This is a genomic window from Pseudomonas sp. R1-15 (assembly GCF_051132085.1).
Lineage (GTDB): Bacteria > Pseudomonadota > Gammaproteobacteria > Pseudomonadales > Pseudomonadaceae > Aquipseudomonas.
Window position 1 is genome coordinate 1,584,516 of sequence record NZ_CP071660.1, and the last position, 15,403, is coordinate 1,599,918.

A 15,403-nucleotide genomic window follows, 5' to 3' on the forward strand; every position below is an offset into this window, starting at 1 on the left:
CGGCGAGATCCTTGTCAGGCTTGTTCAGGGGCAGCGAACGGCGCATCCAGCGGCGCGGTATCGAAGGTGCGCAGCAGCTCGATGAGAATCTGCGTGGCCGGTCCCAGGGGCTTTTCCTTGTTCGAATACAGGTAGAAGCTCGGGTTGCGGCTGGCGCCCTGATCCAAGGGTAGACGTTTGAGCGTGCCCTCCCTGAGTTCTCGCTCGATCATGTGCCGGGGCAGCCAGGCAAAGCCCAGGCCGCTGCCGACGAATGTCGCGGCGGTGGCCAGGCTTCCGACGGTCCAGCGCTGTTCGGCGCCGAGCCAGCCGACATCGCGGGGCTGCTGGCGGCCGGAGTCGCGGATCACCACTTGCAGCTGGCTTTCCAGGTCCTGGAACGTCAGCTCGCGGTTGAGTCGGTGCAGGGCGTGCTCGGGATGGGCCACCGCGACGAATTCGACATCGCTCAGTTCCGCGCCCAGGTAACCGGGAATGCTGAAGCCGCTGATGGCAAGGTCGGCGACGCCTTCGAGCAGCACCTCTTCGACGCCGGACAACACTTCTTCGCGCAGCCTTACCCTGCAGCCCCGACTCTGCGGCATGAACGCGGTCAGCGCGCGGACGAGGCGGGCAGTGGGGTAGGCCGCGTCGACCACCAGGCGCACTTCAGCTTCCCAACCCTGCTCCATGTGGTGGGCCAGGTCTTCCAGCTGGCTGGCCTGTTTCACCAGTTGCCGGGAGCGGCGCAACAGCACGCCGCCGGCTTCGGTCAGCACGGCCTTGCGCCCGTCGATACGCAGCAACGGCACGCCGAGCTGATCCTGCATGCGGGCCACGGTGTAGCTCACCGATGATTGAGAGCGGTGCAGTACTTCGGCGGCCTGGGCGAAACCACCATGGTCCACCACCGCCTGCAACGTTCGCCATTGATCAAGGGTCACGCGGGGCGCTTTCATATTGAGCTCCTCTTGTCCTAAGCTGGCGGTCCCCTCGTGGAGACTGCCGAATGAAAAAAATCTGTTGTGCGCTGCTGGCCCTGCTGCCGCTGAGTGCCTTTGCCTACCCGATCGACGTGGAAAAACACCTCAACGGCTTGAGCATCGACTACACCGCCTACGACACCGATGCCGACATCGGCTCGATCCAGGTCAACAACTACGGCAGCACCGACGCGGCGTGCAGCGTGGTGTTTCGCAACGGCCCCGAAGCGCCGCGAACCCGCAAGATCGAAGTCGCCGCCGGCAAGTTCAAGAACGCTACCGCCAAGTTCAACCGCAACATCATCAAGCTGCGCATCGAGCTGACCTGCAAGCCGAAATAACCAGCGGCGGGGCAGCGTCACAAGGCGTGCTCCGCTTATAAACGAAATAATCGATGTTTTGCAGCAATTATTTGCGCTTTTTCATCGATATGATCGCGCTTAACCTTCACTCCATCGACTTACAACATTCTCAGATGGAGCCTACAAGCCATGTCCCGCGTTCTGATCATCGAAAGCAGTGCCCGCCAGCAAGACTCGGTTTCCCGTCAACTGACCCAGACCTTTATCAGCCAGTGGAAAGCCGCGCATACGGCCGATGAGATCAACGTTCGCGACCTGGCAGTCAACCCGGTTCCGCACCTGGACGCCCATCTGCTGGGGGGCTGGATGAAACCGGCCGAGCAGCGCAACGACATCGAGAACGCTTCGCTGGACCGCTCCAACCAGTTGACCGATGAGCTGCTCGCCGCCGATGTACTGGTGATGGCCGCGCCCATGTACAACTTCGCCATCCCGAGCACCTTGAAAGCCTGGCTCGACCACGTGCTGCGCGCCGGCGTGACCTTCAAGTACACCCCCACCGGTCCCCAGGGGCTATTGACCGGCAAGCGCGCTTTCGTGCTCACCGCCCGCGGCGGCATTCATGCCGGTGGCAGCACCGATCACCAGGAACCGTACCTGCGCCAGGTCATGGGCTTCATCGGTATCCACGACGTGACCTTCATCCATGCCGAAGGCATGAACCTGGGCGGCGACTTCCAGGAGAAGGGCCTGAACCAGGCCAACGCCAAGCTATCCCAAGTGGCCTGAGCGTTAATCCTCGGGTAATCGCCAGGTGCTCTAGTGACTTGGCGCTTCCCTTCAAACCGTTTTGCGCATTGAACCTCCCTTGGCACTTATTGCTCCTGAGTGCAGCCGCCCGATTGAACGCTGAAGCGAGATCGGGCTTTTTTTTGCCCGCCACCTGGTGACAGCCACACATCCCCTGTGGGAGCGAGCCTGCTCGCGAAGGGGTCACGTCAGTCAATACATCTGCTGCCTGATACTCCGCTTTCGCGAGCAGGCTCGCTCCCACAGGGTTCCCGGTGTTGGGGTAACTCGCGACAAACCCCAAAAACCGCTATCTTCGCCGCCATTCGAAACGAGGGGCGGTATGGGCTATCTACTTTTTGTGACCTTGATCCAGGCGTTTTCCTTCAGCCTGATCGGCGAATACCTGGCCGGGCATGTCGACAGTTATTTCGCGGTGCTGGTGCGCGTCGTGCTGGCGGGGCTGGTGTTCATTCCACTGACCCGCTGGCGCCAGGTTGAGCCGTCGTTCATGCGCGGCATGCTGTTGATCGGCGCCCTGCAGTTCGGCGTGACCTACGTCTGCCTCTACCTGAGTTTCCGCGTACTGACGGTGCCGGAAGTGCTGCTGTTTACCATCCTCACGCCGCTGCACGTGACCTTGATCGAAGATGCACTCAATCGACGCTTCAACCCCTGGGCCTTGATTGCGGCGCTGGTGGCGGTGGCCGGCGCGGCGGTGATTCGTTATGACCGGATCAACCCGGATTTCTTCATGGGCTTTTTGCTGCTGCAACTGGCCAACTTCACCTATGCGGCCGGACAAGTGTTGTACAAGCACCTGGTGGCGCGGCATCCGAGCGACCTGCCGCACTATCGGCGTTTCGGCTATTTCTACCTCGGCGCGCTGATGGTCGCGCTGCCGGCCTTCCTGCTGTTCGGCAAGGCCGATTTCTGGCCTGAAGCGCCGTTGCAATGGGGCGTGCTGGTATTCCTCGGCCTGGTCTCCACCGCGCTGGGGCTGTATTGGTGGAACAAGGGCGCGTGCCTGGTGAACGGCGGGACATTGGCGGTAATGAACAACCTGCACGTGCCGGTGGGGTTGCTGGCGAACCTGCTGATCTGGAACCAGCATGAGGCGTTGGGTCGGTTGCTGCTGGGTGGGTCGGTGATACTCGCGGCGGTGTGGATCAGTCGGTTGGGGATACGCCAGCCCCAGCCTTCACCCTGAACCCTGTGGGAGCGAGCTTGCTCGCGATGGCGCACTATCAGTCAACATCTATGTTTCTGATACACCGCTATCGCGAGCAAGCTCGCTCCCACAGGGGAATCGGGTTTGCTTCAGACCACCTGCTTTTTCGGCTCCTGAATATGGCTTGCCCCCAACACCGCCGGCAGCAACCCCGTCCGCAGATCCGTACCGCTCGGCTGTTGGTACAAGCCCAGCCCGAACTCTGGCATCACCGCCAGCAGGTAATCGAAGATATCCCCCTGGATGCGCTCGTAGTCGGCCCACACGGTGGTGCCGGTGAAGCAGTAGATTTCCAGCGGGATACCCTGGGCAGTGGTCTGCAGCTGGCGGACCATGCAGGTCATGTTCGGCTGGATCTCCGGGTGGCTTTTCAGATAGGCCAGGGCATAGGCGCGGAAAGTGCCCAGGTTGGTCATCCGCCGGCGGTTGGCCGACATCGCCGCGACGTTGCCCTGGGCTTCGTTCCAGGCCTTGAGCTCGGCCTGCTTGCGGCCGATGTAATCGGTCAGCAGGCGCACCTGCGTCAAGCGCTGTTCTTCCTCGTCGTGGAGGAAGCGCACGCCGCTGGCATCGATGAACAGGCTGCGCTTGATCCGCCGTCCGCCGGATTGCTGCATGCCGCGCCAGTTCTTGAACGATTCGGACATCAAGCGCCAAGTCGGAATCGAGACGATGGTCTTGTCGAAGTTCTGCACCTTGACCGTGTGCAGGGTGATGTCCACCACATCACCGTCGGCGCCCACCTGGGGCATTTCGATCCAGTCGCCGACCCGCAGCATGTCGTTGCTGGTCAACTGCACGCTGGCGACAAACGACAGCAGCGTGTCCTTGTAGACCAGGAGGATCACCGCCGACATCGCACCCAGGCCCGACAGCAGCAACAGCGGTGAACGGTCGATCAGCGTGGCGACGATGATGATCGCGCCGAACACGTAGAGGACCATTTTTGTCAGCTGCACGTAGCCCTTGATCGAGCGGGTGCGGGCGTGTTCGGTGCGCGCATAGACGTCCAGTAGCGCACTGAGCAGGGCACTGACGGCCAGCAGCATGAACAGGATGGTAAAGGCCAGCGCGACATTGCCTAGGAAGACCATGCTGGTCTTGCTCAGCCCCGGCACCAGGTGCAGGCCGAACTGGATGATCAGCGACGGCGTCGTCTGCGCCAGGCGATGGAAGACTTTGTTCTGGCGCAGGTCGTTGACCCAGTGCAGGGCCGGTTGGCGGCCGATCAGCTTGGCGCCGTGCAGGATCAGGTAACGCGCCACGCGTCCGAGCACCAGCGCGATCGCCAGCAGCAGGGCCAGGGCGAGACCGGAATGCAGGAGCGGGTGCTGATCCAGGGCCCCCCAGAAATCCTGAAGGTTGAGCCAGAATTGTTTGATATCCATGGGCGAGACGGTCTTCTATGAGCGCGATGGGCGAATTAGAGCATTTAAGCGTGGCGAAGTGACCGTTGATGACAAATCCGGTCTTGAAAACACACTGATTTGCAGCCGTTTGTATAAAGAAACTCGGCCTGCGCGCTCGAAACCGGTAACCTATGCAGCTGTTTTTTTGCATTTCTTCGAGGTAGCACCCGTGTTTTCCCAATTCGCCCTGCACGAACGCCTGCTCAAAGCCGTGGCCGAGCTTAAATTTGTCGAGCCAACGCCGGTGCAGGCAGCGGCTATTCCGCTCGCGCTCCAGGGGCGTGACCTGCGGGTGACGGCGCAGACCGGCAGCGGCAAGACCGCTGCGTTCGTGCTGCCGATCCTCAATCGCCTGATCGGCCCGGCCAAGGTCCGCGTCAGCATCAAGACTCTGATCCTGCTGCCGACCCGCGAACTGGCCCAGCAGACCTTGAAGGAAGTGGAGCGCTTTTCGCAGTTCACCTTCATCAAGTCCGGCCTGATCACCGGCGGGGAAGATTTCAAGGTCCAGGCCGCCATGCTGCGCAAGGTGCCGGATATCCTGATCGGCACCCCGGGGCGGATGATCGAGCAACTGAACGCCGGCAACCTCGACCTCAAGGAAGTCGAAGTGCTGGTGCTGGACGAAGCCGACCGCATGCTGGACATGGGGTTTGCCGAAGACGTGCAGCGCCTGGTGGATGAATGCGTCAATCGCCAGCAGACCATGCTGTTCTCCGCGACCACTGGCGGTTCGGGCCTGCGCGAGATGATCGCCAAGGTCCTGAACAACCCTGAGCACTTGCAGCTCAACGCGGTCAGCCAGCTGAACTCCACGACTCGCCAGCAGATCATCACCGCTGACCACAACCAGCACAAAGAGCAGATCGTCAACTGGTTGCTGGCCAACGAGACCTACGAAAAAGCCATCGTGTTCACCAACACCCGGGCCATGGCCGACCGCATCTACGGTCGTCTCGTCGCCCAGGAATACAAGGCGTTCGTACTGCACGGTGAGAAAGACCAGAAGGATCGCAAGCTGGCCATCGACCGCCTCAAGCAGGGCGGTGTGAAGATCCTGGTTGCCACCGATGTCGCCGCCCGTGGCCTGGATGTCGATGGCCTGGACATGGTCATCAACTTCGACATGCCCCGCAGCGGCGACGAGTACGTGCACCGCATCGGCCGCACCGGTCGCGCTGGCAACGATGGCCTGGCGATCTCGCTGATCTGCCACGGCGACTGGAACCTGATGTCGAGCGTCGAGCGCTACCTCAAGCAGAGCTTCGAGCGCCGTACCATCAAGGAAGTCAAAGGCACCTACGGCGGACCGAAAAAGGTCAAGGCGTCGGGCAAAGCCGTTGGCGTGAAGAAGAAAAAGGTCGACGCCAAGGGCGACAAGAAGAAAACCGGCGCCAAGGCCCCGACCAAGCGCAAGACCGCCAACCGCCCGAAGAGCGACGCGCCATCGCTGGTCAGCAAGGACGGCATGGCCCCGCTCAAACGCCGCAAGCCCGAGGCGCCGGCGGCTGAATAAGCCCATGAACGAGAACCCGGGTGGAAACAGACCCGTGGCGAGGGAGCTTGCTCCCGCTTGACCGGGCTGGCGCTCCAGTGCGAAGCGCTCACAAAAAAGGGCCGCTACGCAGCCCAGCGGGAGCAAGCTCCCTCGCCACGGTGCATGGTTGTATCTACACGGTGTATCGTTCTATCCAGATGAAAACCGGACCTTGGGTCCGGTTTTTTTATGGGTACGCCGGGTCAGAAATGGTATTTGACCAGCAAGCTGGTATTGCTCTGGTTGGTCTTGAAGCTTTCGCTGTCCTCGATGGCGTACTTGTTCTTCCAGTAGTCGTATTCCACGCCCACGTATAGCTGCTTGGCGCCGAGCTTCAAGGCCTTGCCCAGGTCATATTTGATCTGCGGGACGATATGCAGGTTGGCGTGGTACGTGCCCTTGGCGTTGCTGTCGTTGTCGACGACCCAGTCGATGAACCCATCGAACAGAATGTCGGATGAACCCACCGGGACGGTGACGGCCCAGACCGGGGTGATCTGCCAGACGTTGTCGCCTGCCCGCGAGCCTTCGGTCTGGCGGTTGTAGAAGTTCAACTGGAAATAGTCGAAGCCGGGAATCGCCAGGTCGAAACCCGGGCCGATCAGGTAGGACTCGTTGTCACCTTCGCCAAACTCATAGGTCATGGCCAGCAGCACGTCCTTGACCGGGCCCAGTTCCAGCTTCTGATCAAAAATCTTGCCGAACGACAGGCGCGGGCTGAACTCGCCGTAGTAGGTGTTCGGGCCGGAATTGCTGTCGTCTTCGCCGTTGTAGAAGATCCGGTCGAGGAAGAAGAAGTTGTCGCCGTATGTCCAGGCATCGGCGTGTTCGAACGTCACGGTCTGCTGGATACGCGGATTGATCTGGAAATCCTTGCCGTAGAGGTAACTCAGGCTGTTGTTCTGCCACTGCAACAGATCGCCGGCCATGGCTTGGCTGCCGGCGAGCAACGATCCTGCGAGTATCAGGCTGGTGCACGTACGTTTCATTCGGTTTGCTCCCAAAGGTAAGTGGTACCGCGTTGTTGTCGTCAGCGCTCTGGTGTGGCGCCTTTTTCCACGGACAAAACATCCGTTCGGTCAGCTTTTTGTTTGTGGCAGTGGCTGAAAGTCGGTGGGTCGCTCAGGACCTGATGATTATTTTGAGGTGTCCGGGTTTGAACGGCCGCGCAGGATACGGACTTGCCTGGAGCGACTCAAGTGCGCTGCGACGGCGCATCTGGAGGCGTGACGATGGAGCGCATGCATAAAGCTTTCCTCTTGTTCTTATTGTTGAGGCGCAGGCGGCCGCTGACAGGCGACCGGTCGTGTGCCGGCCTGCCTGTCTGCGGTATTGCGGGTGGAGCGGGGTGTGTCTGGCCGGACTAGTTGGTGCGTGCGCCCTGGGTGATCCAGGCGCCAATCAGGTCACGTTCCTGCTGGGTCATCTGGGTGATGTTGCCCAAGGGCATGATCTGGGTGGTCACGGCCTGGGCCTGGATGCGTGCGGCCTGTTGCTGGATCTGCTGCGGCGTATCGAAGATCACCCCGCCTGGCGCGGCGCTGAACAGCGGACTGGTGGGCTTGGCCGAATGACAGACCGAGCAGCGCTCCTGGATCACGCTGTGGACCTTTTCAAATGACGGGGCCTGCGCACTGGACGCCTGGGCGGGCGCGGTTGCCGGAGCGGCTGGCGCCGTGGCCGGTTTGGCCCCGCCGCCCACTGCCGTTTCCGGCAACGGTTGATACTCGATCACGCCAGGAGCCTTGGCGACTTCCGGTGCCGTTGGCATTGGCTTGGGCCCGGTGACATAAGCCAGGCAGATCATCGCCAGGGCGCCGACCGGCAGCGTCCAGGCAAACCGGTTGCTGTCATGGCGGGTGTTGAAGTAATGACGCACCAACACGGCCGCCACGGCAATCCCGGCCAGGATCAGCCAGTTGTATTGGCTGCCGTAGGTGCTCGGGAAGTGGTTGCTGATCATGATGAACAGCACCGGCAGGGTGAAGTAGTTGTTGTGGCGCGAACGCAGCAGGCCCTTGGCCGGCAACGCCGGGTCAGGTGTGCGGTTCTCGGCGATGGCCGCCACCAAGGCGCGCTGGGCCGGCATGATGATGCGGAACACGTTGCCGACCATGATCGTACCGATGACGGCGCCGACATGCAGGTAGGCGCCGCGACCGCTGAACACCTTGCTGAAGCCGTAGGCCGCGGCGATCAACAGCACGAACAGAATCAGGCCGAGCAGGGCGGGGCGCTTGCCGAGTGCCGAGTCGCAGAGTGCCGAATAGACGAACCAGCCAACGAACAATGAACCGATGCCCAGGGCAACACCCTCAGCGCCGCTCAGGCTGCTGCCGGGAGCCAGCAGGTAGACGGTCGGGTTCCAATAGAACACCAGGCACAGCAGGGCGATGCCCGACATCCAGGTGAAATAGGCTTCCCATTTGAACCAGTGCAGGTTGTCCGGCATGGACGGCGGCGCGAGTTTGTATTTTTCCAGGTGGTAGATGCCGCCACCGTGGATGGCCCATAAATCACCGGCCAGGCCGCTCCGGGGATTGACGCGATTGAGGTTGTTTTCCAGCCAGACGAAGTAGAACGACGCGCCGATCCAGGCCACGCCAGTGATCATGTGAACCCAGCGCACGCTCAGGTTCAGCCATTCCAGCATATGTGCTTCCACAGTCTTTACCTCTCGCCCGTCACCCTTGTCTTCGGGTGATCGGACCTTCTCTTATTGGTGGGGGGCGAGGATCAGTAACTCATCCTCTTGGAAAAAATGTTCATCGCAGTTGTTGCCTGTGCCACTGCGATCAACCACCAGGAAGTCATCCCGCTTTTCGATCGTCAGCACCGGGTGGTGCCAGACGCCGCGATGGTAATTGATGCCCTGCCTGCCGTTGGTGACGAAGGCGCGGACCAAGCCTGATACAGGTGCATCGCCAAGTGGCGCGACCACGATCAGAAAGGGGTTGCCGAGCAGCGGAATGAAGGCCTGGCTGCCCAGCGGATGGCGCTCCAGCATGCGCACGGTCAACGGCATCTGCAGCACGTCGGCGCGGAAGATGCTGATGATCGCCTGGTCGTCCGGCGTGGCGGTCTCGACCGTCGCCAGGCGATGGAAGCGCATGGTCGAACCGTTGTTGATCATGAAGTGATCGCTGCCGTCGGTTTCGATCACGTCACCGAACGGGGCGAAGGCTTCTTTGGTCAATGGTTCGATATTGAGTGTGCGCATGCTGGTCTTCTTAACCTTGAATTCTGTGTTGTTTGTTATGCCGCCATCGCGAGCAAGCTCGCTCCCACAGGGGAACGCATTTCAAATGTGGGAGCGAGCTTGCTCGCGATTGGGATTCACCCTTGTTTCGACACCTTGCCCAATACCCGCAGGCGGCTCACGCCACCGTCCGGGAACACGTTCAGGCGGATGTGCGTGATCGGCCCCAGCGCCTTGATCTGCTCGGCGAAGGTATGTTCGGCGTGCATTTCCAGCTTCTGGCTCGGCAGCAGTTCACGCCAGAACAGCGACTGGGTTTCGATCTGGCTGTCGGTGCCGCCTTTGACGAACGCGCCCTGGATCGAGCAGCTGTCCGGGTAGTTGCCTTTGAAGTGCAGGGTATCGACGACGATTTTCTCAACAATGCCGGCATGGCCCAGGGCGACGATCACCCAGTCATTGCCGGGGGTGCGCCGACGGGCGGTTTCCCAGCCGTCGCCCATGTTCACGCCACGGCCCGGGTTGAGGATGTTGCTCATGCGGCCGAAGTGTTCGTCGGAGCAGGCCAGGGCACGGCCACCGTTGAGGGCGGCAGCCAAGTCAATCTGTTCGTTGTCACCGACGGCGGACCAGTCGCGGTATGGAACCCCGTAGACCCGCAGGCGGGCCACGCCACCGTCCGGATAGATATTGAAACGCAGATGGCTGAACGCCTGGTCGTTGCTGATTTCGTGGTAGTGGTGGCTGTCGCCCTTCAGCTCGACGGCCGACAGCACTTCGGTCCATTGGGTGTTTTCATCCGGCTCGCCTTCAGCCAGGAAACAGGCTTCCAGGGAGGCCGACGGTGGGTAATTGCCGGTGAAGAATGAGGTGTCGATATCCACGCCCTTGATCGAGCCCGGCACGCCCAGGCGGATCACCGCGCTGTCGTAGCCTTCGAAACGCTTGCGGCGCGACTCCCAGCCGTCCATCCATTTGCCGTTATCGTCGAACACACCCTCCTTCCATACGGCCGGGGTCGGCTGGAACAGGCGGTTGGCATCGGCGAACCAGTCATCGGTCACCGAAATGATCCTGGTGCCCAGGCGGGCGTCGGCCAGGTTGACGAATTTCTCGAACGGTACGGCGTAAGCTTTCATTCTTCTTGTCTGCCTTTGATAAGTTGGCTGGGGATGCTTGCAGGACCTGGTCTTGAGGTGCTGCTCGCTAAAGGGTCAGTAATCGGAACAACGCGATCTTGTTGATCTCTGCCAATGCGCATTTGAATTCGGCATCCGCCGAGTGGTGAATGCGCGTTTCGAACGCGGCAAGGATCTGGTGCCGGTTGCTGCCTTTTACCGCCATGATGAAGGGAAACTTGAACTTGGCCTTGTAGGCCTCGTTCAGCTCGGTGAAGCGCTGGAACTCTTCGGCCGTGCATTGGTGAATACCGGCGCCAGCCTGTTCGTTGGTGCTGGCTTCGGTCAGTTGGCCCTGGACGGCGGCTTTGCCGGCCAGGTCCGGGTGAGCGTTGATCAGCGCCAGCTGGCTGGCGTGGTCGGCACTCAACAGGATGTCGCTCATGCGCTGGTGCAGGGTTTCGATCTGGTCGATCGAGGGATCCTGGCCCAGGTCGAAGGCCTTTTCGGCCACCCATGGCGAATGTTCGTAGATGTCGGCGAAGGCTTCGACGAACGCTTCGCGGCTCAGGCTGGAAGGCTTGAGGGTCTGGAAGGCAGTCATTTCGAAGCTCCCGGATACGGGTGGGTCTGCTGCCAGTGGCGCGCAATGTCGACGCGGCGGCTGAACCACACCTGTTCGTGGCCCTTGACGTATTCCAGGAAGCGCTTGAGGGAGGCGAGGCGGGCAGGACGGCCGATCAGGCGGCAATGCAGGCCGATGGACAACATCTTCGGTGCTTCGGCGCCTTCGGCATACAGTACGTCGAAGGCATCCTTGAGGTACTGGAAGAAGTCGTCGCCCTTGTTGAAACCCTGCACCTGGGTGAAGCGCATGTCATTGGTGTCGAGTGTGTAAGGGATTACCAGGTGCGGCTTGCCGGTGGGGTTGTTCGGCTCCCAGTACGGCAGGTCGTCGTCGTAGGTGTCGCTGTCATAGAGAAAGCCGCCTTCTTCCATTACCAATCGCCGGGTATTGGGGCCGGTGCGGCCGGTGTACCAGCCCAACGGCCGCTCGCCGGTAAGTTCGGTGAGGATGCGGATCGCTTCGAGCATGTGCTCGCGTTCCTGCGCTTCATCCATGTACTGGTAGTCGATCCAGCGATAGCCGTGGCTGCAGATTTCGTGGCCGGCGGCGACCATGGCGCGGATCACGTCCGGATGGCGCTGGGCGGCCATGGCCACGGCGAAGATAGTCAGCGGGATATCGAATTGCTTGAACAGCTTGAGGATCCGCCAGACGCCGGCACGGCTGCCATACTCGTATAGCGACTCCATGCTCATGTTGCGCTCGCCCAGCAACGGTTGCGCCGAAACCATTTCCGAGAGGAACGCTTCGGACTCACGATCGCCGTGCAGGATGTTGCGCTCGCCGCCTTCCTCATAGTTGAGTACGAAAGACAGGGCGATTCGGGCATTGCCCGGCCATTGCGGGTGGGGAGGGTTACTGCCGTAACCGATCAGGTCGCGTGGGTAGTCAGCGCTCACTGCAGTCTTCCTTCTTCTTCGAACCATGTAGGTGGCGCCTTGGGGGGGATCATAGGCTGGCGTCACGACGATGGGCTGATTGTATACAACTTTATATTCGACTTGTAAGCCTGTTTTTTGCATTTTTCATCGCGACCGTCGGTTTGTCTCCACTGCAAGAAATCTGCCCACTTGGTCAATTTGCCCTTCATAAGCCTTTGTCAAAGCAGGGGCGGACCGGGAGTCGGGCGGAACCATCGTCAGGTGGCATGCACGAGAAAAATTCATTTTTTATTGTGTACAATTTATGTTTAAAGTGTCTTAATTCGAGAATTGCCGCAGCGTTAATGCTTCAGAATGGTGCGGCCTGTCTTTTTCAACTGACTCAGGAGGCGCCGTGCCTGGTCGCCTTGCGGCAAGGCACGCACAATCAATGGGACGTCTGACTACACACGTTTTGGATGCTGCACACGGTTGTCCGGGCAGCTCGATCAGGATCGAGCTGTACCGCGTCGAAGGTTCGCAATTGCAGCTGGTCGCCAGTGCATTGACCAACAGCGATGGCCGTTGCGACGTACCGCTTCTGCAAGGGGATGACTACCGCAGCGGGGTCTACCAGATTCAATTCCACGCCGGCGACTACTACCGCGCCCGTGGCGTGCAACTGGCCGAGCCGGCGTTCCTTGATGTGGTGGTGCTGCGCTTCGGTATTTCGCAGGAGCAGGAGCATTACCATGTGCCCCTGCTGATTTCGCCTTACGCCTATTCAACCTATCGAGGCAGCTGAGCCCCCAAGCAGCTGCCTTGCCCTGGAAGCGACTGCGCATAGAGCTTCTTTGGTTTTTAGCCCGCTCACACTGCGGGCTTTTTTTGCCTTGAAAAAGAGGTTGTCTTCGAGGCCGCCCTTCGCGAGCAGGCTCGCTCCCACAAGGTTTCGTGAACACCAGTAATCCAGTGTGGGAGCGAGCCTGTTCGCGAAGCTTTTGCTTATCAGCGGCTCAACAAAGAAGCCGCCCCCGCCCCACTGAACAACCCCGCACTGACCCGGTTGAACCAGCTCTGCCCCTTGCCGGTACGCAGATACCGGGCAGCGCCGTGGGCACCCAGGCCATAGGCCAGTTTGCACAGCAGGTCGAGCAGGGTCCAGGTGGCGATCATGATCAGCAGTTGCGGCAGGAATGGCTGTTCGGCGCTCAGGAATTGCGGCAGGAACGCCGCGAAGAAGAGGATGTCTTTCGGGTTGCTCGCGCCCAGCACGAATGCCCGGCCGAACAGGGCGCGAAACCTTGGAGTGGCGGTAGCCTGGGGCACTTCGGCACCTTGAGATGGCTGGCGCGATTGCTGCCAGCTCTGCCAGGCGAGGTAGAACAGATACAGCGCGCCGACAATTTTCAGGGCGCTGAACAATTGTTCCGACGCCAGCAACAGCGCCCCGAGCCCCAGCGCTGAGGCGCTCAACAGGCAGATCGAGGCGACCACCCCACCGAGGAACGCCGGATAAGAACGACGCAGACCGTAGTTGAGGCTGTTACTGATCATCAGCAGCGACAGCGGGCCGGGGATGAGGATCACCACCAAGGCGGCGCCACTGAACAACAACCAGGTTTCCAGATTCATTGCTTTGCTCCTGATGCACAAAAGCCTCACCCGACGGGGTGAGGCGGATACAGACGGGGCCCGCTTACAAGAAGATGAACTTGGCGATGAAGATCGCGCAGAGCACCCACAGGCTGACGGATATTTCCTTGTGTTTACCGGTGCCGGCCTTGAGTACCACGTAGGTGATGAAACCCAGCGCGATGCCATCGGCGACCGAGAAGGTCAGCGGCATCATGATGGCAGTGACGATGGCCGGGATGCTGTCGGTCGCTTCGTCCCACTCGATGTGAGCCATGCCGCCCATCATCAGCATGGCCACATAAATCAAGGCGCCGGCCGTTGCATAGGCAGGAATCATCCCGGCCAGCGGGGCAAAGAACATGGCGGCAATAAATAGCACACCGACCGTCACCGCCGTAAGCCCCGTGCGGCCGCCGGCTGCGACGCCGGCCGCGCTTTCCACGTAGCTGGTCACCGGCGGAACACCGACCATCGCGCCGAATACGCTGGAGGCGCTGTCGGCCTTGAGGGCCTTGGACAGGTTTTCGATCTTGCCGTCGGGCTTTACCAGGCCAGCGCGTTGGGCGACGCCCATCAAGGTGCCGGCGGTGTCGAACATATGCACGAACAGGAAGGCCAGTACCACACTGATCATGCTGACGTTGAACACGCCGGCGACGTCCATCGCCATCCAGGTCGGAGCTAGGCTCGGCGGCGTCGACATCACGCCGTTGTATTGCACCAGTCCCAGGCCCCAACCGGCCAGGGTCACGGCAATGATGCTGATCAGGATCGCGCCGAACACGCGGTGGTAGCTCAGCACGGCGATCATCAGGAAACACACGGCGGCCAGCAGCGGTCCTGGCTCATGCAAGGAACCCAGCCTGATCAGCGTCGCCGGGCTGTCGACGATGATTCCGGCGGTCTTCAGGCCGATCAGCCCGAGAAACAATCCGACCCCCGCACCCATGGCGTAGCGCAGGCTCACCGGAATGCTGTTGAGCAACCACTCACGCACCCGCGACAGGGTCAGGAACATGAACAACACCCCGGAAACGAACACCGCGCCCAGCGCGGTTTCCCAGTTGTAGCCCATGGTCCCGACGACGGTGTAGGTGAAAAAAGCATTCAGGCCCATGCCCGGCGCCAGGCCTACCGGCCAATTGGCATACAGGCCCATCAACAGGCAACCCAGGGCGGCGGCAATGCACGTAGCGACGAACGCAGCGCCGTGATCAATGCCCGCGTCGGCCATGATGTTTGGGTTGACGAAGATGATGTAGGCCATCGTGATGAAGGTCGTCAGGCCGGCGATCAGCTCGGTCTTCACCGTGGTGCCATGCAAGCTGAGTTTGAAGATTCGCTCCAGCCAGCCACTGCGTAGTGGCGGCGAAAGGTCCAGGGTCTGGGCTTCGGGTTTGCGGCTTTCCACAGCGAGTACTCCTCAAGAGTCTTATTGTTATTTCAGCACCGCGTGCTCCCTGAGGAAGGCTGCGAGGCATTGAGGCGGTAAGGCTGGCGAAGTAGTTGACCTTTTGGTCAGGAACTCGCACGAAGCGAATTATGCTTTTGTATACAAATAAAGCAAATAATGTTTTCTGTTTTGTTGACGAAATATCTGTGCATAGGGATATATCGTTCTTGAAGACGCCTTCGCGAGCAGGCTCGCTCCCACATGAGGAGCCTTGTCGAACACCAATGCCATGTTCAATGAGATCAGTGTGGGAGCGAGCCTGCTCGCGAAGGGGCCG

Annotated in this window: 15 protein-coding genes; 5 read left to right on the forward strand and 10 right to left on the reverse strand. The window is 60.6% G+C overall.

Annotation, left to right across the window (positions count from 1 at the left end; all coding sequences use genetic code 11):
* Nucleotides 1-14: 14 nt before the first annotated feature.
* Complete coding sequence (locus J3P97_RS07075; RefSeq protein WP_305496160.1) at nt 15-938, reverse strand: LysR family transcriptional regulator; 924 nt, start codon at nt 936-938, stop codon at nt 15-17.
* A gap of 50 nt (nt 939-988) precedes the next feature.
* Between J3P97_RS07075 and J3P97_RS07080 the strand changes: the two genes are divergently transcribed.
* From J3P97_RS07080 to J3P97_RS07090, 3 genes are all read left to right on the forward strand, one after another.
* A complete protein-coding gene (locus tag J3P97_RS07080) occupies nt 989-1,303 on the forward strand; it encodes a 3-phosphoglycerate kinase (RefSeq protein WP_305496159.1) in 315 nt (104 codons plus the stop codon).
* Between the two features lie 150 nt (nt 1,304-1,453).
* A complete protein-coding gene (locus J3P97_RS07085; RefSeq protein ID WP_434673777.1) occupies nt 1,454-2,053 on the forward strand; it encodes an FMN-dependent NADH-azoreductase in 600 nt (199 codons plus the stop codon).
* 343 nt (nt 2,054-2,396) lie between these two features.
* Nucleotides 2,397-3,263 (forward strand): carboxylate/amino acid/amine transporter, encoded by an 867-nt coding sequence (locus tag J3P97_RS07090; RefSeq protein WP_434673778.1) that lies wholly within the window; start codon nt 2,397-2,399, stop codon nt 3,261-3,263.
* Between the two features lie 110 nt (nt 3,264-3,373).
* Here the strand turns inward: J3P97_RS07090 and J3P97_RS07095 are convergent, their stop codons facing one another.
* On the reverse strand, nt 3,374-4,672 hold the full coding sequence (locus J3P97_RS07095; RefSeq protein ID WP_434673779.1) for a mechanosensitive ion channel family protein: 1,299 nt from the start codon (nt 4,670-4,672) through the stop codon (nt 3,374-3,376).
* A 190-nt stretch (nt 4,673-4,862) separates the two neighbouring features.
* On the opposite strand from J3P97_RS07095, the gene J3P97_RS07100 reads away from it, so the two are divergent.
* Entirely contained in the window at nt 4,863-6,209 is a 1,347-nt protein-coding gene (locus J3P97_RS07100) for a DEAD/DEAH box helicase (protein ID WP_434673780.1), read from the forward strand.
* 224 nt (nt 6,210-6,433) lie between these two features.
* Here the strand turns inward: J3P97_RS07100 and J3P97_RS07105 are convergent, their stop codons facing one another.
* The 6 genes from J3P97_RS07105 to puuE all read right to left on the reverse strand — a co-directional run bounded on the left by J3P97_RS07105 (nt 6,434) and on the right by puuE (nt 12,074).
* Nucleotides 6,434-7,219: an outer membrane protein OmpK gene (locus J3P97_RS07105; protein WP_434569445.1), complete on the reverse strand. Its 786-nt coding sequence runs from the start codon at nt 7,217-7,219 to the stop codon at nt 6,434-6,436.
* A 374-nt stretch (nt 7,220-7,593) separates the two neighbouring features.
* Nucleotides 7,594-8,895: a urate hydroxylase PuuD gene (locus tag J3P97_RS07110; RefSeq protein WP_434673781.1), complete on the reverse strand. Its 1,302-nt coding sequence runs from the start codon at nt 8,893-8,895 to the stop codon at nt 7,594-7,596.
* 51 nt (nt 8,896-8,946) lie between these two features.
* Entirely contained in the window at nt 8,947-9,450 is a 504-nt protein-coding gene (locus J3P97_RS07115; RefSeq protein ID WP_434673782.1) for an ureidoglycolate lyase, read from the reverse strand.
* A gap of 116 nt (nt 9,451-9,566) precedes the next feature.
* Nucleotides 9,567-10,568, reverse strand: coding sequence for an allantoicase (gene alc / locus J3P97_RS07120; protein WP_434673783.1), 1,002 nt, complete (start codon nt 10,566-10,568; stop codon nt 9,567-9,569).
* 67 nt (nt 10,569-10,635) lie between these two features.
* On the reverse strand, nt 10,636-11,151 hold the full coding sequence (gene uraD / locus J3P97_RS07125) for a 2-oxo-4-hydroxy-4-carboxy-5-ureidoimidazoline decarboxylase (protein ID WP_434569442.1): 516 nt from the start codon (nt 11,149-11,151) through the stop codon (nt 10,636-10,638).
* Nucleotides 11,148-12,074: an allantoinase PuuE gene (gene puuE, locus J3P97_RS07130; RefSeq protein WP_434569441.1), complete on the reverse strand. Its 927-nt coding sequence runs from the start codon at nt 12,072-12,074 to the stop codon at nt 11,148-11,150. Before puuE ends, uraD begins: the two co-directional genes overlap by 4 nt.
* Nucleotides 12,075-12,486: 412 nt before the next feature.
* Here puuE and uraH point away from each other — a divergent pair, with 412 nt between their 5' ends.
* Nucleotides 12,487-12,840, forward strand: coding sequence for a hydroxyisourate hydrolase (gene uraH / locus J3P97_RS07135; protein ID WP_434673784.1), 354 nt, complete (start codon nt 12,487-12,489; stop codon nt 12,838-12,840).
* 203 nt (nt 12,841-13,043) lie between these two features.
* On the opposite strand, the gene J3P97_RS07140 is transcribed toward uraH, so the two are convergent.
* Nucleotides 13,044-13,670, reverse strand: a complete 627-nt coding sequence (locus tag J3P97_RS07140) for a LysE family translocator (protein WP_434673785.1) — start codon at nt 13,668-13,670, stop codon at nt 13,044-13,046.
* A 64-nt stretch (nt 13,671-13,734) separates the two neighbouring features.
* Nucleotides 13,735-15,084 (reverse strand): NCS2 family permease, encoded by a 1,350-nt coding sequence (locus J3P97_RS07145; protein WP_434569438.1) that lies wholly within the window; start codon nt 15,082-15,084, stop codon nt 13,735-13,737.
* Nucleotides 15,085-15,403: the final 319 nt, after the last annotated feature.